Genomic DNA, 21,659 nt, shown 5'->3' on the forward strand with positions numbered 1-21,659 from the left:
CGTCCGTCTGCGTTACAATCCGCACCGCAAACCACCCTTATCCCGACAAAACATGTTCATGACCCGATTGTCGCAACGGCTCGACCGTTTTTTTCAGAAGCCTGTGGTGTATTTTGCGCTTCTGACCGCCTTTGCCGCCGCCACCCCGTTGGCGTTTGCCCCCTATTACCGCTTCTGGCTGATGCCCCTGCTGTTTGGCGGGCTGATTGCGCTCACCGAGCTCAAACCGCAGCGCCGCGTCTCCTCCGCCTACTGGTTCGGACTGATTGCCTACACCTGCCAATTTTGGTGGATACACACCGCCCTGCACGATGTGTCCGGATTGCCCAATCTGTACGCCGTTCCGCTTACCTTTCTGCTGCCTGCCTTTTTGGCACTGTTTCCCGCCATCGCCTTTTGGCTCTACGGCAAACACAGGCTGCCGCGCTCCTTGGCGGTGGGGTTTTTGCTGCCGATGCTGTGGACGCTGACCGAGTTTGCCCGCGAGCGCGTGTTTACCGGCTTCGGCTGGGGCGCCTTGGGCTACAGCCAAATCGCCGACTACAGCCCCTTGGCGGCGCTTGCCCCGATTGGCGGGATTCATCTGGTTACCCTGTTTACCGCGCTGATGTCGGCGTGGCTGGTGCTGATGTGCCGCAACCGCTCATGGACGCAAAGAGTGGCGTTCGCCCTGCTGTTTTGCATCGTGCTGCACCAAACCCACACCCGCCGCGACACGCTCTACACCCGCCAACACGCCTTGCCCGTCAGCGTGGCGCTGGCGCAGGGCAATATTCCCCAAACGCTCAAATTCGATGAAGAAAACCTGCTGCCCACCTACCAGCGTTATTTTGACCAAGTGGCGAAAACCAAAGCGCAAATCGTGGTGTTGCCCGAAACCGCCTTTCCGCAGTTTCTGCAAAGCGTGCCGGTGGATTTGGTTGCCCGTTTTGCCGACAAAGCCCGCGAAAACGGCAGTGCCTTGGCGGTGGGCATTCCCGCCTTTACCGAAGACGGCAAGGGCTATTTGAACACGATGGTGAATTTGTCGGACTACCACCCCGACCAGCCCGCGCAGGTGCAGGTTTATGCCAAAAACCATTTGGTGCCGTTTGGCGAATTCAAGCCCGTGCCGCAGCTTACCGAGCCGCTTTACCGCATGATGAACATGCCCTTGGCGGATTTCAAACGCGGCGGTTTGGGGCAGGAGCCGTTTGACATGGCGGGGCAGAAGGTGGCGTTCAACATTTGCTACGAAGACGGTTTCGGCGATGAGCTGATTGATTCGGCACGCAAATCCACCCTGCTTGCCAATGCCAGCAATATGGCGTGGTACGGGCAGTCCGATGCGATGTGGCAGCAGTTGCAGCAATCGCAGGCGCGGGCGTTGGAATTGGGGCGTTACATGATTCGCGCCACCAATACGGGGGCAACGGCGATTGTCGCGCCGAGCGGCAAGGTGGTGAAGTTTGCCAAGCCGAACACGGCAACGGTGTTGGAAGGCGAAGCGCACGGCATGACGGGCGAAACGCCGTATATGCGTTTGGGCAGCTCGTGGCCTTTGTTTTATGTGCTGCTGGTGCTGACGGGTTTGCTGATGTGCTACCGTTATCCGCCGCGCAAAGCGCTTGTGCGCGAAGCCGTGCCGCCGGAGACTTTGCCGCAGGCGGAGGATTTGGACGTGCCGCCGTCTTTGTCCGGCGTGCCTGCCGCGCCCGAGCCGCCGCCGCCCGCACCGTCTGCCCCGTCCGCACCGCCGCCGCAACGGCATGACGGACACGGTGAAAGCGGCAGCCGTCCGCCGCGCCGCCGCAAACGCACCCGTAGCGGACACGGCAAACGCAAAAAAGGCGGACGCAAAAAATGATTTACCCGTGGCATGAAGCGGCGTGGCGGGCATTGTCCGCCCAAGCGCCGCCATCCGCGCTGCTGTTTTACGGCAAACGCGCCACCGGCAAGCGCACCTTTGCCCGCGCCTACGCCCGTTTGTTGCTGTGCGAGCAAGCGCACAACGGACACGCGTGCGGCGTGTGTGCGTCCTGCCGCTTGTCGGAACACGGCAGCCACCCCGATTTTTACCTGCTCGAACCCGATGAAGGGAGCGACAACGGCACGGGGCGCAAGTTGGCGCACATCAAAATCGATGCGGTACGCGCCTTGCTCGAGCCGCTCAACCAGTCGTCCATGCGCGGCGGGCGGCGCGTGGTGCTGATTGACCCCGCCGAAAGCCTGAATCCGCAAGCCGCCAATGCCCTGTTGAAAATACTGGAAGAGCCGCCGCCTGCGGTGGTGTTCCTGCTGGTGTCGGGGCAACGGGGGCTGCTGCTGCCCACCGTCCGCAGCCGTTGCCGCCCCATGCCGCTGCCCGCGCCCACGCCCGAACAGGCATTGGCATATCTGCACGCGCAGGGGCGCGGCGACGGCGCGGCGGAGCAGTTAGCGTTTCACGGCGGTGCGCCCCTGTTTGCCGCCGAACCCGAGCAGGAAGCCCTGCGCGAGAGCCTGCTGGTGGTGCTGGCAGAGCCGCGTCTGCTGGCGGTATTGAATTTTGCCGCCGAGTTCGACAGGCACAAATACCCGCTCGCCCTGCTGCTGGATTGGCTGTACAAATGGCTTGCCGACATGGCGCTGGCACAATACGGCGCCGCCCCACAATACTATCCTGCCCGCGCCGCCGACAGCGCCCGCGCCGCCGCCCAAACCAATCCTGCCACACTTTTCCGTTTCCAAGCCGATTTAAACCGCCTTGCGCCTTACGGACACCACAGCCTGAATGTTAAAATGCAGGCGGAAGCCTTATTGTGCCACTATCTTTTATTGCGGCAAAAGCGGGGATAATGCCCGCGCCGCCCAACACAAGGACGAAAAAATGAGTTCAGCCAAACCCGCCGCCCCCGCACCCAACGGCGGACAAGCACCCGGCCGCATGGTCAGCCTGCGACTGGAAAGCAAACCCGTGATTTACGCCAGCTACATGTCGTTTACCGAATACGGCGGCGTGTTTCTGCCCACCGCCGACAGCTACACGATGGGCGAAGAAGTATTGCTGGTATTGGAGCTGGTAACGCCCGCCAAAACCGAAAAACTGTTTGTCAAAACCCATGTGTGCTGGATAAACAGCAACCCCAGCGCGGGCGGACGCCCCAAAGGCATCGGCTTGGCGTTCGGCAGCGATGAAAACAGCGTGAAAGCCAAAGGCATTTTTGAAGCCCTGTTGAGCGGCGTGCTGAACAGCGAACACGCCACCTACACCATGTAAGCCATGTACCTGATTGACTCGCATTGCCATTTGAATTTTGACGGCTTGGCGCAACGCCTGCCCGAAGTGTTTGACAAGATGGCGGAAAACCAAGTGCGCCAAGCCCTTGCCATCAGCGTCAGCCGCGACAGCTTTGCCGAAGTGCTGGCGATTGCCGAGGCGCACGAACACGTTTACGCCACGGTCGGCATTCACCCCGACCGCGAAGACGCCGCCGAATTTTCTTTTGACGAATTGTGCGCCCACGCGCAGCACCCGAAAGTCGCCGCCATTGGTGAAACGGGTTTGGATTACCATTGGTGCAGTGGCGATTTGGCGTGGCAGCACCGCCGTTTCATCACCCACATCGAAGCGGCGAAGGCAAGCGGGCTGCCTTTGGTGATTCACACGCGCAAATCGGCGGACGACACCCTCGCGCTGATGCGCGAACACGGCGCGGAACGGGCGGTGATGCACTGCTTCGCCGAAGACGTGCGCGTGGCGAAAATCGCTTTGGATTTGGGCTATTACCTATCGTTTTCCGGCATCGTTACCTTTAAAAATGCGGCAGACGTGCAGGAAGCGGCGCGTTATTGCCCTGCCGACCGTCTGCTGGTGGAAACCGATGCGCCGTTTCTCGCGCCCGTACCGTATCGCGGCAAGCCGAACGAACCTGCCTATGTGCGCCACACCGCCGAGTTTGTCGCCACGCTGCGCGGCGAAAGTTTGGCAACGGTGATGCAAAACACTTGCGACAATTTTTATCGCTTGTTCGACAAAGTGTCGCCGTCTGCGCTGCTTGCCGTGTGATGTGCAAAAACCCTTGCAAAGTGCTTGCTTTGCAAGGGTTTGGTTTTCGGTATGGTTGATTAAAATCGCCACGATACGGCGTTGCCAACGCCCTTATGTACCACCCCGTACACGGCGGGCGTTTCCGCCTTGTCTCGTTTTTATTTTTATCAACTATATATCAAGGCGTGTCAGGCAAATTGTGCTGCCGCTTCCAGCGCAATCCGAATCATGTCGTTAAACGTGCGTTGGCGTTCTTCCGCGCTGGTGTATTCTTCGCGCACGATGTGGTCGGACACGGTGCAGATGCACGCCGCTTTCGCGCCGAATTCCGCCGCCACGCCGAACAGCCCCGCCGCTTCCATTTCCACGCCCAAAATCCCGTAGCGGCGCAGGGTGTCGGTCAAGCCCGCATCGGGGTGGTAAAACAGGTCGGTGGAAAACAGATTGCCCACTTTGGCGGCGGTGTTGTGCGCCTGTGCGGCGGCGGCAAGGGCTTGTGTCAGCCCGAAATCGGCGGTGGCGGCGAAGTCGTAGCCGCGAAAGCGGCTGCGGTTGACTTGGCTGTCGGTGCTTGCGCTCAAACCAATCACGACATCGCGCACATGCACATCGTCCAGCACCGCGCCGCACGAGCCGACCCGAATCAGGTTTTGCACGCCGTATTCGGTAATCAGCTCTTTGGCGTAGATGGAGCAGGAGGGAATGCCCATGCCGTGTCCCATCACCGACAGGCGTTTGCCGCGATAGGTGCCGGTGTAGCCGTACATATTGCGTACGGCGGTGATTTGTTCTGCATGGTCCAAAAAGGTTTCGGCGATGTATCGGGCGCGGAGCGGGTCGCCCGGCATCAGCACGGTGGGGGCAAATGCGCCTTGCGGCGCGGCAATGTGCGGGGTGGGCATCAGGCGCGTTCCTTGGTTTGGTCCAATTCAAATTCTTTGTGCAGCACGCGGGTGGCCAGTTCCATGTATTTTTCGTCAATCAGCACGGAAATTTTGATTTCGGAGGTGGAAATCATTTGGATATTGATGTTGTCTGCCGCCAAGGCGCGGAACATTTTGGAGGCGACACCCACGTGCGAGCGCATGCCCAAGCCGACAATCGATACTTTGCACACATTGTCGTCGCCGCTGATTTCGTCCGCGCCGATGGTGTTTTTCAAGTTGCCGAGCAAATCCAAGGTGGGCTGGTAGTCGCCGCGCGGCACGGTGAAGGAAAAATCGGTGGTGCCTTCGTTGCCGACGTTTTGGATAATCATGTCCACGTCGATGTTGGCATCGGCAACCGCGCCCAAAATCTGGTAGGCGATGCCGGGTTTGTCGGGAACGCCGCGCACGTTGATGCGGGCTTGGTTTTTGTCAAAAGCGATGCCGGATACGATGGCCTGTTCCATGTTTTCGTCTTCCTCAAAGGTAATCAATGTGCCTTCGCCGCCTTCTTGCAGGCTGCTGAGTACGCGCAGGCGCACTTTGTATTTGCCGGCAAATTCCACCGAACGGATTTGCAGGACTTTGCTGCCCAAGCTCGCCAGCTCGAGCATTTCGTCAAAGGTGATGGTGTCCATGCGCCGCGCTTCGGGTACGACGCGCGGGTCGGTGGTGTACACGCCGTCCACGTCGGTGTAGATTTGGCACTCGTCTGCTTTGAGCGCCGCCGCCAGTGCCACCGCCGAGGTGTCGGAGCCGCCGCGCCCGAGCGTGCTGATGTCGCCGTGGCTGCTGATGCCCTGAAAACCCGCCACAATCACCACGCGCCCGTCTTGCAAATCGGCGCGCATTTTGGCGTCGTCGATGCTTTCAATCCGCGCTTTGGTGTGGGCGCAATCGGTTTTCACCGCCACTTGCCAGCCCGTGTAGCTTTTTGCCGCCACGCCGATGTTTTGCAATGCCATCGCCAGCAGTCCGATGGTAACCTGTTCGCCCGTTGCCAGCACCACGTCCATTTCGCGGGGGTCGGGATAGGCTTGGATTTCGTGCGCCAGTGCCACCAAGCGGTTGGTTTCGCCGCTCATTGCCGACACCACCACCACCACGTCATGCCCTTGTGCGCGGGTTTTGGCGATGCGCTTGGCAACGTTTTTGATGCGTTCGACCGAGCCGACCGAAGTACCGCCGTATTTTTGTACAATCAATGCCATTTTGTTATCTCAAAAATTTCCGAATGCCGCAAAAAGGCGCGGCAGACGCGAGTATAGCAGATTATTTTTCCTGCCCGAAACGCGCCCACACGCGCAGTTTGTGAAAATCGCTGCGGCTCATCGCATCGGGCGGGACGAATTGCCAAAATACCCGTCCGCTTCCGGTGCGCCATTTCAAAAAGCAGCCGAAACGGTGTATCAGGCTGCCTGCTTGCAGGGTGGCGGGGTAGGGCTTGCGCCGTCCTGCGGCAAACAGCCACACCCGTCCGTAGGCATCGACCCGCATTTTGCCGATGCGTTGCGGGTCGTCCCGCCACGCCCATGCCAATGTGCCCGCCAACAACAGCAACAGCACCAACCGCGCCGCGCCGTACAAATGGACGGTGCAGGCGTATGCCGTTACCGCCGCCAACAGCGCGCACACGATGCGCCGCGACCGTGCGGGTGCAAACGCCAGCTCGAAACCGCGCACGGCTTATTCCGCATTATCACCGGCAAGCGGCGAAACGTGCCACTGCGCCGCTTCCAAATCCACCAGCGAATCATGCACTTCAGCATCGAAAAACGTCCAAAACGCCGGCAAATCCCTGTTTTTCGGCCACAAGGCGCGTTCCACCGACCACGATGCCAATTCCGCTTCAAAAATCTGTTCGTATTTTTCGTCAAAATAGGCAAGGGCTTGTTCGGGTTCGTCAAACTGGGGGACGAGAAACACGCTGCAATTGGCGCGAAGCTGTGCCAAAGTCAAATCGGGCAGGTCGTCATCGCAGCTTTTGAGCCAATCCAAAAACGCTTGGGTGGGTTTGAGCACCACAACGGTGCGGTCAATCAGATACATGGTGGTTTCCTTGATGATGGCGCGGACGGCGGTACAGCCCCCACAAAAACACGGCAGCACCCGCCCACACCAGCGTGTAGCCCGCCAATTGGGACGGCGTGAGCCGTTCGCCGAACAGGGTCAGCCCGACCAGCAGTTGCAAAGTCGGGGCGATGTATTGCAGCACGCCCAGCAGCGACAGCGAAATGCGCCGCGCGCCCGCCGCAAACAGCAGCAGGGGAACGGTGGTTGCCACGCCCGAGCCGAGCAAAACAAGGCTTTGCAGGGGCGTGAGCTGCGAAAAGCCGTAGAAGCTGCCGGTGCGGGCGCACCAAAGCAGATACAGCAGGGCAAACGGTGCCAGCAGCAGGGTTTCCAGAATCAGTCCGGGCAGGGCGTCCATCGGGGCGCGTTTGCGCATCAGCCCGTACACCCCGAAGCTGGCGGTGAGCAGCAGGGCAACCCAAGGGACGTGTCCGGCGGGGAGGGCAAGCCACGCGATGCCCGCCGCCGCCAGCAGCAGCGCGAGTGCCTGAACGCGGTTCAAAGCTTCTTTCAGCACCACCCGCCCCAAAAACACGCTGAACAAAGGATTAATGAAATAACCCAAGCTCGCTTCCAACACGCGGTTGTGGACAATCGACCACAAATACACCAGCCAGTTGATGCCGATGAGCAGCGCCGACACGGCAAAAGGCAGCAGGATTTTCGGCTGCACCAGCGCGGCAAGCACCGTGCGGCTTTGCTTGAGCGCGATGCCCAGCACCACCGCAAACACGGCCGACCACAACACCCGTTGTGCCAAAATCTGCTCGGCGGGCATGGCAGACTGGTTGAGCGGATACCAGTAAATCGGAAACAAGCCCCAAAAAACATAACACAAAAGCGCGTAATGCAAACCCTGTTTGTGCCGTGCTGCCGCGTCCATTGCCAATTCCGTTCCGCAAAAAGCGGCGATTATACCACCCGCGAAATTGTCGGCAAAATGGGCTATAATCCGTTTTTCCTTATCTGCCCGCCTTGTTGCCGAGTCTGCTATGCGCCTGTTCCAACGCATTTTCGCCACCTTTTGCATGGTCATCATTTGCGCCATTTTCGTTGCCAGCTTTTCGTTTTGGGTGGTGCAGAACCGTTTGGCGGAAAGCCAGTTCAAGCAAACCCGCAACATGGAAATCAGCCTGCTGGGCAATGCCCAAACCGCGCTGCAGGGGCACGGCGAACAGGCAGTGCGCGAATTGTTGGAGCGTTGGCGCCACAACCCCGCCGCGCAAAATGTGATTGTGATTACCGGAGACGACAAGCGCGACATTCTCAACCGCCGCATTCAGCCCGATGAAATCGAGCGTGCCTACGGCTTTGCCATCAAAAACCCCAATTCCAACCTTGCCGCCATCATTTACGACCCTTTCGGCGAGGAATATCTGTTTTTCGTGCGCCATTTCGACCGCATGCAAATCGAGCGCATGCCCAGCCCCCTGCTGATTCCGGGCTTGGGGCTGGCGCCGATTTGGCACGAGTTCATCATTTTGGCTTCCACCTTAATCATCGGGCTGCTGCTGGCGTACATTCTCGCCAACAACATCACCAAGCCGATTCGCATTTTGGAGCAGGGCATGAACCGCTTTGCGGCGGGCGATTTGGACACCCGCGTGTCGCGCCAACTGCACGAGCGCAAGGACGAATTGGCGAATTTGGGCGTGCAGTTCGACAAAATGGCCGACCAATTGCAAAAGCTGGTGGAAAAAGAACGCCATTTGCTGCACCACGTTTCGCATGAAATGCGTTCGCCTTTGGCGCGGATTCAGGCGATTTTGGGGCTGATTCAGGCGCAGCCGCACAAGCAGGAGCATTATCTGGGCAAGCTGGAAACCGAATTGACGCGCATGGACACGCTGGTGGGCGAGCTGCTGACTTTGTCGCGCTTGGAAACGGCGAATATTCCGATGGAAAAGGAAGATTTGCCGATTGTGGCGTTTATCGCGCAGATTGTTGAAGACAGCCAAAGCGTTGCCGAAAGCCAAAACCACACCATTTCGTTGAACATCAAAGGCTTGAACGAGCAGGCACGTTTTAAGGGCAACGAAAGCTATTTGTACCGCGCTTTCGATAATGTGATTCGCAATGCGATGAAATACAGTCCCGACGGCAGCACCATCACCGTGAATGTGTATGAAGACCGCCGCAATCTGCACGTTGAGGTGTGCGACAACGGGCCGGGCATCAAGCCGGAGCAGTTGCCGCACATTTTCACGGCGTTTTACCGCGCCGACAGCAGTGCCAACAAGCAGGGGACGGGGCTGGGGCTGGCGTTGGCAAAGCACATCATCGAGCAGCATTGCGGCAAAATTCATGCGGAAAACGTGTCCCCCAACGGTTTGAAGGTGCATTTCGTGCTGCCGAAAACCTGTAAAACCAAAGCCGAATGATTGGAGTATGTTGTCATGTTGTTTCTGCTTTCGCCCGCCAAAAACCTGAATGAAACCCGCGATATGGTGCCAAGCGCACCCACGCAGCCGCCGTTGTTGGACGAGGTGCGTCTGTTGGTAGAGGCTTTGCGCGGTCTTGCGCCGCACGAAATCGCCGCGCTGATGCGGGTGTCGGACAAAATCGCGCTGCTCAATGCGCAGCGTTTCGCGCAGTGGCACACGCCGTTTACGCCCGACAATGCCAAAGCGGCGCTGTATTTGTTTAACGGCGATGTGTATGAGGGCATTGATGCCTATGCCCTTGATGCGGCGCAAACGGCTTATGTCGGCAGCCGTGTGCGGATTTTGTCGGGGCTGTACGGGATTGTGCGCCCGTTTGACCTGATTCAGCCCTACCGTTTGGAAATGGGTACGCCGTTTGCCAATGTGCGCGGGGCGAATTTGTATCGTTTTTGGGGCGGGCGCATCACCGATTGGCTGAACGGGGAGTTGGCGCGGCACGGCGACAAAACGGTGGTGAATTTGGCTTCGGCGGAGTATTTTAAGGCGGTGCAGCCCGACAGGCTGGATGCGCGTTTGATTACGCCGGTGTTCAAGGAACGCAAGGGCGGTGATTACAAAGTCGTCAGTTTTTATGCCAAACGCGCGCGCGGTTTGATGGTGCGTTATGCGGCGCAGGTCGGGGCAGACGATGCGGCGCAGTTGAAACACTTTGATTGGGAAGGCTATGCGTTTAACGAAGCGGCGTCTTCGGAAGGGGAGTGGGTGTTTTTGCGCGATGCGCCGCCCGTCCGTGCCTGAGTGCCGTTGGACAATCGTTCGGACAATGTTAAAATATTTCAATCTTTTTTGGAGCAATGATTTTTATGCAAACTGTCAATATCGGGATTTTGGGTTTGGGCACGGTCGGCGGCGGCACGGCGCAGGTGTTGCGCGACAATGCCGCCGAAATCGCCCGCCGTTTGGGGCGCAATGTGAGTGTGTTTATGGTGTCCACCCGCAATGTCGGCAAGGCGTTCAAGGTTTGCCCCGACGCCCTGTTTACCACCGACCCGTTTGAGGTGGTGGCGCACCCCGATGTGGACATCGTGGTGGAGCTGTTCGGCGGCAGCGAAACGGCGAAAGATTTGGTGTTGCAGGCAATTGAAAACGGCAAGCATGTGGTTACCGCCAATAAAAAACTGCTTGCCGAACACGGCAACGAGATTTTCGCGCTGGCGGCGAAAAAAAACGTGATGGTGCATTTTGAAGCGGCGGTGGCGGGCGGCATTCCGATTATCAAAGCCTTGCGCGAGGGCATGTCTGCCAACCGCATCAAATCGGTGGCGGGCATCATCAACGGCACCAGCAATTTTATTTTGACGCAGATGCGCGAGCAGGGGCAGAGCTTTGCCGATGCGCTGAAGCTGGCGCAGTCTTTGGGCTATGCCGAAGCCGACCCCACGTTCGACATCGAAGGGCATGATGCGGGACACAAAATCACGATTATGTCGGCGCTGGCGTTCGGCACGCCGGTGAATTTCGGCGCGTGCTATCTGGAAGGCATCAGCCGCTTGGAAAGCCGCGACATCAAATATGCCGAAGAGTTGGGCTACCGCATCAAGCTGTTGGGCATCACCCGCCAAACCGAAGCGGGCATCGAGCTGCGCGTCCACCCCACGCTGATTCCCGAATGCCGCCTGCTGGCGAGCGTGGAAGGGGTGATGAACGCGGTGCGCGTGGACGCCGATATGGTCGGCGAAACGCTGTATTACGGCGCGGGGGCGGGCGCCTTGCCCACTGCCAGCGCGGTGGTGGCGGACATCATCGACATCAGCCGCATGATTGGCGCGGACACCGCCAACCGCGTGCCGTATTTGGCGTTCCGTGCCGACAATGTGCGCGAACAGCCGCTTTTGCCGATGGACGACATTGTCAGCAGCTACTATTTGCGCGTGCGTGCCGCCGACCGGGCGGGCGTGTTGGGCGGCATCGCCAATTTGCTGGCAGAGCAGGGCATTTCCATCGAAGCCTTGATTCAAAAAGCCGTTTTGGACGACAATCAGGCGGAAATCGTGATTTTGACCCACAGCACGGTCGAGCGCAACATCAAAGCCGCCATCAACGCCATCAACGCCCACGAATGCGTGTCTGCGCCGGTGGTGATGATTCGCATGGAATCGCTCGCGCAAACCCGTTAAACCCAATGGGGCATTATTGACGCAAAGTAAGGAATTTTGATGAATACTTGGCAACACGTATTGGGTGCGGAAAAATCGCAGCCCTATTTCCAGCAAATCCTGCAACGCGTCCGTGCCGAGCGCGAAGCGGGGCAAGCGGTTTACCCGCCTGCCGCCGATGTGTTCAACGCCTTCCGCCAAACCGAATTTGCCGATGTCAAAGTGGTGATTTTGGGGCAAGACCCCTACCACAATCCCAATCAGGCGCACGGTTTGGCGTTTTCGGTGCGCGAAGGCATGGTGGTTCCGCCGTCTTTGCTGAATATTTACAAGGAGTTGTCTGACGACATTGAAGGCTTCGTCCCGCCCCGCCACGGCTGTTTGGACGCGTGGGCGCGGCAGGGCGTGTTGCTGCTGAACACGGTGCTGACGGTGCGGGCGCATCAGGCGCATTCCCATGCGGACTACGGCTGGGAAACCTTTACCGACCGCGTGATTGCCCAATTGAACGCGCATCGCGAGCATTTGGTGTTTTTGTTGTGGGGACGGCACGCCCAGCGCAGGGCGGAGCTGGTTGATACGGCGCGGCATTTGGTGCTGAAAGCGGCGCACCCTTCGCCTTTGTCGGTGTATCGCGGTTTTTTCGGCTGCCGTCATTTTTCGCAGACCAATGCGTATTTGCGCGCACACGGCATTGGCGAAATCGATTGGCGTTTGTAAGCGCGGCGTGCGGGCAGGCTGCCGTTGCGCTGCGGCGGCGGTTTTTGCCGTTTGTTTCGGAAAACAAAAACCCCGTTTCCAATCCAATTCGGAAACGGGGCATAAAACTGGCACGCCCACGGGGAATCGAACCCCGGTTACCGCCGTGAAAGGGCGATGTCCTAACCGCTAGACGATGGGCGCAGATGGGTTTTGCTGGCGCACCCGGAGCGATTCGAACGCCCGACCCTCTGGTTCGTAGCCAGATACTCTATCCAACTGAGCTACGGGTGCAGCAAAGGTTGTTATTTTATCGGGGTGGCGGCAATCGGTCAAGACACGCGGGCGCAAAAAGTTTATAATTTCCGCTAAATCATTATCTGCAAGCGGAAATTATTATGGAAGAGCGTTTTGCCGCATTGGCGGGGCGGTTGGCGGGTGCGGGCGTGCCGGTGGCGGTGCTGGATGTGGAGGCAACGGGCGGGGATTTTTTGCGCGACCGTGTGATTGAGGTGGCGTATTTGCGTTTTGAAAACGGCAGGATACGGCAGGCGGCGCATTTGGTGCAGCCCGAATGCGCGGTGCCGCCTTTTATTGCGAAGCTGACGGGCATTGATGATGATTTGCTGGCAGATGCGCCGGTGTTTGCGGATTTGGCGCAGGCTTTGGCGGCGGATTTGCGCGGTTGTTTGTTGGTGGCGCACAACAGCCGTTTTGATTATACCTTGTTGAAGCAGTCGTTCGGGCAGGCGGGGGTGGCGTTTGCCACGGGGGCGCTGTGTACGGTGCAGTTGTCGAAGGTGCTGTTTCCGAATGAGAAAAAGCACAATTTGGACGCTTTGGCGGCGCGTTTGGGGGTGGCGGTGCCGCTTTCGCGCCATCGGGCGATGACGGATGTGCTGGTGTTGGCGGAGTGTTTGCAGCAGTTGGCGGCGGTGCGCCCGCATTGGTGGGAAACGGCGCAGACTTTGTTGAATCCGCCGATGCTGCCGCAGGGTTTGCCGGCAGATTTGCGGGCGCAGGTGGCGGATTTGCCGGACGGCTGGGCGGCGGTGTGGTGGCGCGGCGGCGGGGCGGATTCGGTGCGGGTGTGCCGTCATGCTTATGCGGAAACGGTGGCGGCTTTGGCGTACGGGGGCGTGTGTCCCGAGTCGGTGGCGGCGTTTCCGGCTTCGGGGCATGTGCATGCTTTGGCGGAAAAGGGGCGTTTGTTGTACGAACACGGTGTGGCGGCGGCGCCGTCTGCGGCACGGCGGTGGGCGGTGGTGTTTGAAACGGACGGGCAGGGCGTGTGCCGCGCCCGCACGGTGTTGCGGACAAACGGTTTGTTCGCGCACCCGCCTTGCGGTTCGTTTGCCAATCGGGAAGCGGCGGCAAAGGCGTTGCACAATTGGGCGCGGCACCAGCGTTTGTGTCCCGCGCTGTTGGGCATTGACGGGACGGCGGCACGCACGGCGGAGTCAGTGGGGCAGGAGGCGGTGGCGCAGCACAACCGTGCGGTTTGGGCGGCGGTGCCGCATTTTGCCGCCGAGCCAGTGTGGGAAATCGGCGAAACCGATGCGTTTTCCGGCTTCCCGTATGTTTCCGTGTGTTGGCGCGGGGCGGTGCAGGTGGCGGACAATGTGTGGTATGCCGATGCGGAAGTTGCCGAAGCGGTGCGCGATGCCTTGAAAAACCGCCGTCATCAGGTGCGCGAGCGCGTGCGTTTGTCGGGGGCTTGGCACGAAGCCTTGGCGGCGCTGCCCAAGCGTTAGGGTGCGTCATCATTTACTGATTTACTGATGCGGCGGTATTTTCAGCCCAAATCCGCACCTGCCGCGTTGAAAATCCTGACAAGGCGCACGACCTTGCGCGGATTTTCGCCTTGCACCTGCGCATTTTTGCTTGAAAAACCGCTTCGTAAAGCAATTGATGACACGCCATCAATTAACTGAAAAAACACAGTGCCGTCATTCCCGCGCCGGCGGGAATCCACTGCCTGTTGAAAGTTGTTTTGGCTTTCCGTCTGCGCGGAAATGACGGTGCAGGGGTTCATGGGTCAATTGAATAACACGCCCTGCGCTGTGGTTTCGGGGGCGGGCAAAACTTGTTAGAATCGGCGCTTTTGCACCCTTGTGGTCAAACCACCGTATCACCTGACAAAGGAAGCCCCATGAAAGCCAGCCGATTTTTCATTTCCACCCTCAAAGAAGCCCCCGCCGAAGCCGCGCTGCCCAGCCACAAACTGATGCTCCGCGCCGGTTTGGTGAAAGCCCTCGCATCGGGCTTGTACACTTGGATGCCGATGGGCTTGCGCGTGTTGCGCAAAGTGGAACACATCGTCCGCGAAGAAATGAACCGCGCCGGTGCGGTGGAATTGCTGATGCCGTTTGTGCAACCTGCCGAATTGTGGCAGGAAAGCGGGCGTTGGGATTTTTACGGCAAAGAACTGCTGCGCCTGCACGACCGCCATGAGCGCGAATTTTGCCTCAGCCCCACCTGCGAAGAAACCATCACCGACATCGTCCGCAAAGAAATCAATTCCTACAAACAGTTACCGATTAACTTCTACCACATCAACACCAAATTCCGCGATGAAGTGCGCCCCCGTTTCGGCGTGATGCGGGCGCGGGAATTTGTGATGAAAGATGCCTACTCTTTCCACGCCGACTACGAATCGCTGGTGCGGGACGGCTATCAGCCGATGTACGATGCCTACTGCCGCATTTTTGACCGTTTGGGCTTGGACTACCGCCCCGTTGCCGCCGACACGGGTAGCATCGGCGGCACGGGTTCGCACGAATTTCAGGTGATTGCCGAAAGCGGCGAAGACGTGATTGCCTACAGCGATGCGTCCGATTACGCCGCGAATGTGGAATTGGCGCAAACCCTGCCGCTTTCAGGCAGCCGCGCCGCACCCGCCGCCGCTTTGGAAAAAGTGTCCACGCCCGATGTGAAAACCATTGTCCAACTGGTTGAATTTTTGAATGTTCCCATTGCAACCACGATGAAATCCATTGTGGTGGAAGGCGAAAACGGCGAATTGGTGCTGCTGCTGCTGCGCGGCGACCACGAGTTCAACGACATCAAGGCGGAAAAACTGGCGGGCGTAAAATCGCCCTTGACGATGGCCGCGCCCGAAGCGGTACGCGCGGCATTCGGTGCGGACGGCGGTTCGCTGGGGCCGGTGGGTTTTGCGGGCAAGGTGTACGCCGATTACGCGCTGGAAAAGGGCGCGGACTGGGTCATCGGTGCCAACGAAAACCATTGCCACTACACGGGTTTCAATTTCGGGCGCGATGCCGCCGAGCCGGAATTTGTGGATTTGCGCAACGTGGTGGCGGGCGACCCCAGCCCGTGCGGTGCGGGCAGCCTGAAATTGGCGCGCGGCATTGAAGTGGGACACGTTTTCCAACTGCGCGACAAATATTCCGCCGCCCTGAACGCGGTGTTTTTGGACAACAACGGCAAGTCGCAAATCATGGAAATGGGCTGCTACGGCATCGGCATCACCCGCATTGTCGCCGCCGCCATTGAGCAAAATCACGATGAGCGCGGCATTGTGTGGACGGAAACCATGGCACCGTTTACCGCCGTCATCGTGCCGATGAACTACAAAAAATCCGAAGCCGTGCGCCAAGCAGCCGATGAGTTGTACGCGCAATTGACGGCGGCGGGTGTGGATGTGCTGCTGGACGACCGCGACGAACGCGCGGGCGTGTTGCTGAACGACAGCGAACTGCTGGGGATTCCGCACCGCATTGTGATTGGCGACCGTGGTTTGAAAGAAGGCGTGGTGGAATACACCGTCCGCAAAACGGGCGAAACCTGCAGCGTAAAATTGGACGAAGTGGCGGCACTGTTTGCCGCATCGCCCGCATAATTGCCCATTGGAACACGCCCTTGTTTCTTCATCGGGACAAGGGCGTTTTGCTGGGGCGTGTCATCAATTCATCAATTATCCGCAAAACCTTTGCGCCGTCATTCCCGCGAATGAGGGAATCCATCGCCCGATTTTTGGCAAGCGATCGATATTTTGTCAAGGTTTGCTGTGCTTTGGCTTGGATTTCCGCCTGCACGGGAATGATGGCGCGGTGTTTTTTCAGTGAGTTGATGGCACGCCCTAATGGCAGCACCGTACGCTTGACGCTATAATCCCCGCTTTTTCCCATGACCGAATCCCTGCACCTGCCCGCCGCCCGCGTCCGCGCCGCCGCCCTTGCCCTGCCCGGCTCCAAAAGCATCAGCAACCGTACCCTGCTCTTGGCAGCGCTGTCTGAAAATTCCTGCGAAATCCGTTCCCTGCTCAAATCGGACGACACCGACCGAATGTTGGACGCGCTGCACGCACTCGGCATCAAAACCGAAACCGCCGCTTCAGGCAGCCTGCGCGTACACGGCTGCGGCGGACGTTTTCCCGCGCAAAAAGCCGATTTGTTTCTCGGCAATGCCGGCACCGCGTTCCGACCCCTGACCGCCGCGCTCGCGCTGCTGGGCGGCGATTACCGTCTGCACGGCGTGCCGCGCATGCACCAACGACCCATCGGCGATTTGACCGATGCCCTGCGCGTGGCGGGAGCGAACATTGATTTTCTTGGTGAAAATGGTTTTCCGCCGCTTCACATCGGCGCGTTTGCCGACACCGGCGCGGACATCATTCCCGTGCGCGGCAATGTGTCCAGCCAATTTCTGACCGCGCTGCTGATGGCTTTGCCGCTTACCCGCCGCGCCCGCACCATTGAGGTGCAGGGCGAACTGATTTCGCGCCCGTATATTGATATTACCCTGAATTTATTGCAACAATTCGGCGTAATGGTGGCGCATGACGATTACCGCCGTTTCCGCATTCCCGCCGATGCCCGCTACACCGCGCCCGCCGTCATCAATGTGGAAGGGGACGCATCGGGCGCATCGTATTTTTTGGCGGCGGGGCTGCTCGGCGGCGCGGCGGTGCGCGTGTGCGGCGTGGGCAAGCAATCCATTCAAGGCGACACCGCCTTTGCCCGCGAATTGGAAAAAATCGGCGCAAACGTGGTTTGGGGCGATGATTTTATTGAAGTTTCCCGCGATGCGGCGCAGCCCGTGCGCCCGTTTGACTTGGACGCGAACCACATTCCCGATGCGGCGATGACTTTGGCGGTGGTGGCGTTGGCAACGGGCGGAACGTGCGCCATTCGCAACATCGCTTCGTGGCGCGTGAAAGAAACCGACCGCATCGCGGCAATGGCAACGGAATTACGCAAACTCGGCGCGGCGGTGGAAGAATTGCCCGATGCCATTATCATCACGCCGCCGCCGCGCCTGAATGCGGGCGTGGCGATTGACACTTATGACGACCACCGCATGGCGATGTGTTTTTCGCTGGTGTCGCTGCTGGGCGTGCCGGTGGTGATTAACGACCCTGATTGCGTTGCCAAAACGTTTCCCGATTATTTTGAACGTTTTGCGGCATTGACGGACTAATTTTCAGGCTGCCTGAAACATGAACATCGCCTTAACGCCACCGCTTGCCGCTCTGATTGCGGATACGGATTTTCCCGATGATGATGTGATTATCGGCAGCACTTTAGGCAGTTGGCGCGATGCGGCGGCGTTGGTGTTTGATATGATTTAGAAAAATGGCTATGATGTGTCATCAATTGACTGAAAAAAACACGGCATCATCATTCCCGCGCAGGCGGGAATCCATATCGAAGCACGACAAACCTTGATAAAACATCGCTTGCCAAACCAAACATTGTGCAGTGGATTTCCGCCTGCGCGGGAATGACGGCGTATTTTTATTGCACTGATTTAATTGGAAAATTTAAATAATGACACGCCCTAGGACGGCGTTTTTGGTTTGAGCGACCCCAAATAAATCGCCGTCATCGTCAGCACCGCCCCCGTCCATTGCAGCGCGTTAATCGGTTTGCCGAGCAAAAACGCGTCAATCAGCAGCGCGGCAACCGGTTCGGACAGCAGCAGCAAACCCGTCAGCGACAGCGACAACATCGGAATGGAATAGGCAATCAGCCCCCACGCCAAACATTGCATCACCGCGCCGTACACCACAATCCAGCCCAGTTGCGCGAAAGTGGTTGGCAGAAAATTATTCCCGTTAAACAAAAACATCGGCAGCAGCAATACCAGTGTGCCGCCCAAGCTGATGTGCAGCATCAGGGGAAAAATCGGCGTGTGCGCGGCGTGGTGGGTTTTGCGGACGAACACCATCGACAAAGCCAGCATCAGCCCCGACACAATCCCCGACACAAAGCCCCACAACGCCCGCCCGTTGTGTCCGAACTCGGGTGTAGAAATCATCGCCACGCCCAGTGTTGCCAGCAGCAGGCTGCCGCTTTGCAGGCGGCTCAAACGCTCGCGGAAACACAACACGCCGATGGTGGTCAGCCAAAAAATCTGTAAGCTGTTCAATAAGGTGGAAATGCCCGGCCCGACCGCGTAAATGCTTTCGTGCCACAGTGCCAAGTCCAAACCCAAAAACGCGCCTGCCGCCAAAGCGTTGCGCCGTGCCGCGCCGCCTGCGGGAAAGATTTGCCCGAACCAACGCGCCAAGCCCCAAAAAATCACCCCCGCCACCGCCAAACGCCAAAACGCCATCGCATACGCGCCCACGGGAACGTGCGCGACAATCACGCTGCCTAAGCCGAAAATGATGCAGCCGATAATCAGACCAAAAGGAGCGGAGCGGGGGGAAATCAGGGGCGACATGGCATCACGGGGGGGGAGGGTGGGGCAGGGCGTTATTGTAAATGATTTGCGGGCGGGCGCACAAACGGCACACCCCCGTACCGTGCGGACGGTGCGGGGGTGTCAAAGCATGATGGTTGGGGGTGTCATCAATTCCGCGCACACGGGAAGCCAAAACAGATTGAACAAGGCGTTGATGAAACATCGCTTGCCAAGCATCTGTGCGGGCATGACGGCGGTTTTGGTATTGTGCTGATTGTCAGATGACGCCCCCAACTGTGATTTATGGGTTTGTGCCGAACAGATTTGCGCCGAAATACAGGCACACAATCGCCGCCAGTGCCAAAGCGATGCCCGCCGCATTGGTTTTGCTCACGCGCTCGCGGAACAGCCATGCGCCCGTGAGCGTGCCAAGCACAATCACGCCCATGTTCATGCCCGCAAACACCAAAGTCGGGCTTTCCTTAAACGCCTGATGCGCTTTGACATAAAACAGAATATTGACAAAGTTCAGCACGCCCAGCAGCAAGCCGCCGACCATGCTTTTTTGGTGCCATGCCGTTTTGCGGGCAAACAGGTAGGCAAACATCAGCGTGCCCGCCAGCACGAATGCCACCAGCAGGCTGCCGGCAAACACGCCGCCCATTTTCGACAATTGTTTGAACAAAATATCAATCACGCCGTAGCCCGCCCAAACGCCCAAAAGCAGCAGTGCGGTTTGGCGGTCGGCGGGGGCTTTGCTTCCGTCCTGCGGCGCGGGTTTGTACACCAAGCACAGCAGGGCGGCGAATGCCAGCAGCACGCCGAGCAGACGGTTGGCGGTGAGCGCTTCGCCAAACACGGTGAACGCTGCCACCACCGGCAAAAACAGCGACAAACGCTGCGCCGCGTCCGATTTGACGATGCCCGTGTGCTGGACGGCGCGTCCCATCACCACAAACACGCTCGGCAGCAACACCCCCAGCAGCACAAACAGCCACGCATTGGGCAGCACCGCTTGGAAGCTGTCGGCACTCGGTTGTAAGAAAATCAGCGTCATCAAAGTGGTAACGATGTAATTGAACGCCACCATCTGTTCGATGCGCATGTCGTGCTTGCGCGCCGTTTTCAGCAATACCGAAACGGCAACGCTGGCAAAGATACTAATCAGCAGATAAATCATCTTGGGTTTCCTTGTACAAGGTCAAAACAAAAACCGCCAACCCCCAATGGATTGGACGGCGCGGCAGACAATCTGCCGCAGCAGCCTTATAACAAATCCCGAGCCAAAACTCAATGCCCGCACGGTAAAAAGCACGGGGATTTTGTGGTATAGTCGCGTTTTGCCACGATTGGTTACGGTATCCGCCATGTCTGTTTACACCCGCGTTGATGACGCGCAAATGCACCGTTTGCTTGCCGATTACGACATCGGCGCGTTTGTGTCGCTGCAAGGCATCGCCCAAGGCATCACCAACAGCAATTATTTTCTCCACACCACGCAGGGCAGCTATGTTTTAACGGTGTTTGAAGCGCTCACGCAGGTGCAATTGCCGTTTTTTTTGCGCCTGAAGCAGCATTTGAGCCGCAACGGGGTGGCGTGTCCTGCGCCCGTGCCGCAAAAAAACGGGCGTTTGGACGCGCAGGTGGCGGGCAAGCCTGCCTGTATCGTCAGCCGTTTGCAGGGCGGCGACACGTCTTATCCTACGGCGGGGCAATGTTTCCACACGGGGGCGATGCTGGCGAAAATGCATTTGGCGGGTGCATCGTTTCCCGAAAAAATGGACAATCCGCGCCACAGCGCGTGGTGGACGCACAGTGCGGAACGGCTGATGCCCCTGCTGGACAAAGACGATGCCGCCCTGCTTGCCGATGAAACCGCATTTTTGGCGGCACACCCCGACCACGCCCTGCCGCAAGGCATCATTCACGCCGATTTGTTCAAAGACAACGTGCTGTTGGACGGCGAGCGGGTGGCGGGATTGATTGATTTTTACTATGCCTGCTGCGGCAGTTTCGTGTATGACTTGGCGGTGGCGCTCAACGATTGGGCGCGTTGTGCCGACAATGTGCCGAATACGGCATTGTATGATGCTTTTGTGCGCGGCTACGAAAGCGTGCGCCCGCTTACGCCCGCCGAACGCGCTTATCTGCCCGTTGCCCACCGCGCCGGCTGCGTGCGTTTTTGGGTGTCGCGGCTGCTGGATTTCCACTTTCCCGCCGAAGGCGAGATGACGTTTATCAAAGACCCGAACGTGTTTCGCGATTTGCTGCTGGTGTACCGCCAAGGGCGCGTGCCGTCCGTTTAGGGCGTATCATCAATTGACCCGAAAACCACCGCGCCGTTATTCCTGCGCATTTTCAAACACTTCAATGACCGCGCCCGCATACGCCACCGTTTCGCCCGCACGGATTTTGGCGGTTTTGCGGGTTTCCGTGTTGCCGTTGCGCCGCACTTCGCCCGCCGCAATCACCGCTTTGGCGCGTCCGCCGCTTTCTGCCAAGCCCGCCAGTTTCAACAAATCGCACAGGGCAATGTGTTCCTGCCCCGCCAAATCCACCCGTATCGCCGTCATGTTCCGACTCCTGTTTGCTACAAAAGCGCCGATTATAACCGAGATGCCTTGACGCGCAGGCAAAAAAACACCCCTTGCTTGGGGAAACAAGGGGCACAAAAGGAACACAAACCACTACCAAAATTACTACACACGGTGTTTGTCGGACAGACAATCGGTCTGTGTGTAGCTGGTATTGAGAATCATAC

Annotated in this window: 22 protein-coding genes and 2 tRNA genes; 13 read left to right on the forward strand and 11 right to left on the reverse strand. The window is 58.5% G+C overall.

Annotated features, from left to right (window positions below; genetic code table 11):
• Window positions 1-52 precede the first annotated feature (52 nt).
• The 4 genes from lnt to G392_RS0101830 are packed head-to-tail and all read left to right on the forward strand — an operon-like array spanning window position 53 to window position 4,027.
• Complete coding sequence (gene lnt / locus G392_RS11820; RefSeq protein WP_211224334.1) at window positions 53-1,846, forward strand: apolipoprotein N-acyltransferase; 1,794 nt, start codon at window positions 53-55, stop codon at window positions 1,844-1,846.
• Complete coding sequence (gene holB / locus G392_RS0101820; RefSeq protein WP_027008845.1) at window positions 1,843-2,817, forward strand: DNA polymerase III subunit delta'; 975 nt, start codon at window positions 1,843-1,845, stop codon at window positions 2,815-2,817. Before lnt ends, holB begins: the two co-directional genes overlap by 4 nt.
• Before the next feature lie 31 nt (window positions 2,818-2,848).
• On the forward strand, window positions 2,849-3,238 hold the full coding sequence (locus G392_RS0101825; protein WP_027008846.1) for a PilZ domain-containing protein: 390 nt from the start codon (window positions 2,849-2,851) through the stop codon (window positions 3,236-3,238).
• Between the two features lie 3 nt (window positions 3,239-3,241).
• Window positions 3,242-4,027 (forward strand): TatD family hydrolase, encoded by a 786-nt coding sequence (locus tag G392_RS0101830; protein ID WP_027008847.1) that lies wholly within the window; start codon window positions 3,242-3,244, stop codon window positions 4,025-4,027.
• Between the two features lie 170 nt (window positions 4,028-4,197).
• Here the strand turns inward: G392_RS0101830 and deoD are convergent, their stop codons facing one another.
• From deoD to rarD, 5 genes are all read right to left on the reverse strand, one after another.
• A complete protein-coding gene (gene deoD / locus G392_RS0101835) occupies window positions 4,198-4,911 on the reverse strand; it encodes a purine-nucleoside phosphorylase (protein ID WP_027008848.1) in 714 nt (237 codons plus the stop codon).
• The gene (locus G392_RS0101840) at window positions 4,911-6,146 is read right to left on the reverse strand and encodes an aspartate kinase (protein WP_027008849.1); all 1,236 of its coding nucleotides are present in this window, start codon (window positions 6,144-6,146) and stop codon (window positions 4,911-4,913) included. The genes deoD and G392_RS0101840 overlap by 1 nt, the downstream gene beginning before the upstream one ends.
• 61 nt (window positions 6,147-6,207) lie before the next feature.
• Window positions 6,208-6,618: a protein YgfX gene (locus G392_RS11825; protein ID WP_034334138.1), complete on the reverse strand. Its 411-nt coding sequence runs from the start codon at window positions 6,616-6,618 to the stop codon at window positions 6,208-6,210.
• A 3-nt stretch (window positions 6,619-6,621) separates the two neighbouring features.
• The gene (locus G392_RS0101850) at window positions 6,622-6,984 is read right to left on the reverse strand and encodes a hypothetical protein (protein ID WP_027008850.1); all 363 of its coding nucleotides are present in this window, start codon (window positions 6,982-6,984) and stop codon (window positions 6,622-6,624) included.
• Window positions 6,971-7,891 (reverse strand): EamA family transporter RarD, encoded by a 921-nt coding sequence (gene rarD / locus G392_RS11830; RefSeq protein ID WP_034334139.1) that lies wholly within the window; start codon window positions 7,889-7,891, stop codon window positions 6,971-6,973. Before rarD ends, G392_RS0101850 begins: the two co-directional genes overlap by 14 nt.
• Before the next feature lie 109 nt (window positions 7,892-8,000).
• Here rarD and G392_RS0101860 point away from each other — a divergent pair, with 109 nt between their 5' ends.
• From G392_RS0101860 to ung, 4 genes are all read left to right on the forward strand, one after another.
• A complete protein-coding gene (locus G392_RS0101860) occupies window positions 8,001-9,389 on the forward strand; it encodes a sensor histidine kinase (protein ID WP_027008851.1) in 1,389 nt (462 codons plus the stop codon).
• A gap of 15 nt (window positions 9,390-9,404) precedes the next feature.
• The gene (gene yaaA / locus G392_RS0101865) at window positions 9,405-10,190 is read left to right on the forward strand and encodes a peroxide stress protein YaaA (RefSeq protein ID WP_027008852.1); all 786 of its coding nucleotides are present in this window, start codon (window positions 9,405-9,407) and stop codon (window positions 10,188-10,190) included.
• Window positions 10,191-10,255: 65 nt separating this feature from the next.
• On the forward strand, window positions 10,256-11,569 hold the full coding sequence (locus tag G392_RS0101870) for a homoserine dehydrogenase (protein WP_027008853.1): 1,314 nt from the start codon (window positions 10,256-10,258) through the stop codon (window positions 11,567-11,569).
• A 39-nt stretch (window positions 11,570-11,608) separates the two neighbouring features.
• Complete coding sequence (ung, locus tag G392_RS0101875) at window positions 11,609-12,268, forward strand: uracil-DNA glycosylase (protein ID WP_027008854.1); 660 nt, start codon at window positions 11,609-11,611, stop codon at window positions 12,266-12,268.
• A gap of 108 nt (window positions 12,269-12,376) precedes the next feature.
• Here ung and G392_RS0101880 read toward each other — a convergent pair.
• Both G392_RS0101880 and G392_RS0101885 read right to left on the reverse strand, forming a co-directional pair.
• Window positions 12,377-12,451 (reverse strand) — tRNA-Glu (locus tag G392_RS0101880).
• A 13-nt stretch (window positions 12,452-12,464) separates the two neighbouring features.
• A tRNA-Arg gene (locus G392_RS0101885) sits at window positions 12,465-12,541 on the reverse strand.
• Window positions 12,542-12,645: 104 nt separating this feature from the next.
• On the opposite strand from G392_RS0101885, the gene G392_RS11835 reads away from it, so the two are divergent.
• Window positions 12,646-14,001 carry a 3'-5' exonuclease gene (locus G392_RS11835; RefSeq protein WP_051255513.1) on the forward strand — a complete coding sequence of 452 codons (1,356 nt, stop codon included), beginning with the start codon at window positions 12,646-12,648 and terminating at the stop codon, window positions 13,999-14,001.
• Between the two features lie 41 nt (window positions 14,002-14,042).
• Here the strand turns inward: G392_RS11835 and G392_RS0101895 are convergent, their stop codons facing one another.
• Window positions 14,043-14,282, reverse strand: coding sequence for a hypothetical protein (locus G392_RS0101895; protein WP_027008855.1), 240 nt, complete (start codon window positions 14,280-14,282; stop codon window positions 14,043-14,045).
• A gap of 117 nt (window positions 14,283-14,399) precedes the next feature.
• Here G392_RS0101895 and G392_RS0101900 point away from each other — a divergent pair, with 117 nt between their 5' ends.
• The 3 genes from G392_RS0101900 to G392_RS14285 all read left to right on the forward strand — a co-directional run bounded on the left by G392_RS0101900 (window position 14,400) and on the right by G392_RS14285 (window position 17,840).
• Window positions 14,400-16,109, forward strand: a complete 1,710-nt coding sequence (locus G392_RS0101900) for a proline--tRNA ligase (protein ID WP_027008856.1) — start codon at window positions 14,400-14,402, stop codon at window positions 16,107-16,109.
• Between the two features lie 287 nt (window positions 16,110-16,396).
• Window positions 16,397-17,689, forward strand: a complete 1,293-nt coding sequence (gene aroA, locus G392_RS0101910; protein WP_027008858.1) for a 3-phosphoshikimate 1-carboxyvinyltransferase — start codon at window positions 16,397-16,399, stop codon at window positions 17,687-17,689.
• A 19-nt stretch (window positions 17,690-17,708) separates the two neighbouring features.
• Window positions 17,709-17,840, forward strand: a complete 132-nt coding sequence (locus G392_RS14285) for a hypothetical protein (protein ID WP_281168312.1) — start codon at window positions 17,709-17,711, stop codon at window positions 17,838-17,840.
• Between the two features lie 209 nt (window positions 17,841-18,049).
• On the opposite strand, the gene G392_RS0101925 is transcribed toward G392_RS14285, so the two are convergent.
• Entirely contained in the window at window positions 18,050-18,937 is an 888-nt protein-coding gene (locus tag G392_RS0101925) for a DMT family transporter (protein ID WP_027008859.1), read from the reverse strand.
• A gap of 262 nt (window positions 18,938-19,199) precedes the next feature.
• Complete coding sequence (locus G392_RS0101930; protein WP_027008860.1) at window positions 19,200-20,078, reverse strand: EamA family transporter; 879 nt, start codon at window positions 20,076-20,078, stop codon at window positions 19,200-19,202.
• 187 nt (window positions 20,079-20,265) lie between these two features.
• Here G392_RS0101930 and thrB point away from each other — a divergent pair, with 187 nt between their 5' ends.
• Window positions 20,266-21,204 carry a homoserine kinase gene (gene thrB / locus G392_RS0101935; RefSeq protein ID WP_027008861.1) on the forward strand — a complete coding sequence of 313 codons (939 nt, stop codon included), beginning with the start codon at window positions 20,266-20,268 and terminating at the stop codon, window positions 21,202-21,204.
• Between the two features lie 36 nt (window positions 21,205-21,240).
• Here thrB and G392_RS0101940 read toward each other — a convergent pair whose 3' ends face one another.
• A complete protein-coding gene (locus G392_RS0101940) occupies window positions 21,241-21,471 on the reverse strand; it encodes an RNA-binding S4 domain-containing protein (RefSeq protein ID WP_027008862.1) in 231 nt (76 codons plus the stop codon).
• Window positions 21,472-21,659 lie beyond the last annotated feature (188 nt).

It is taken from the genome of Conchiformibius kuhniae DSM 17694, assembly GCF_000428785.1.
GTDB lineage: Bacteria > Pseudomonadota > Gammaproteobacteria > Burkholderiales > Neisseriaceae > Conchiformibius > Conchiformibius kuhniae.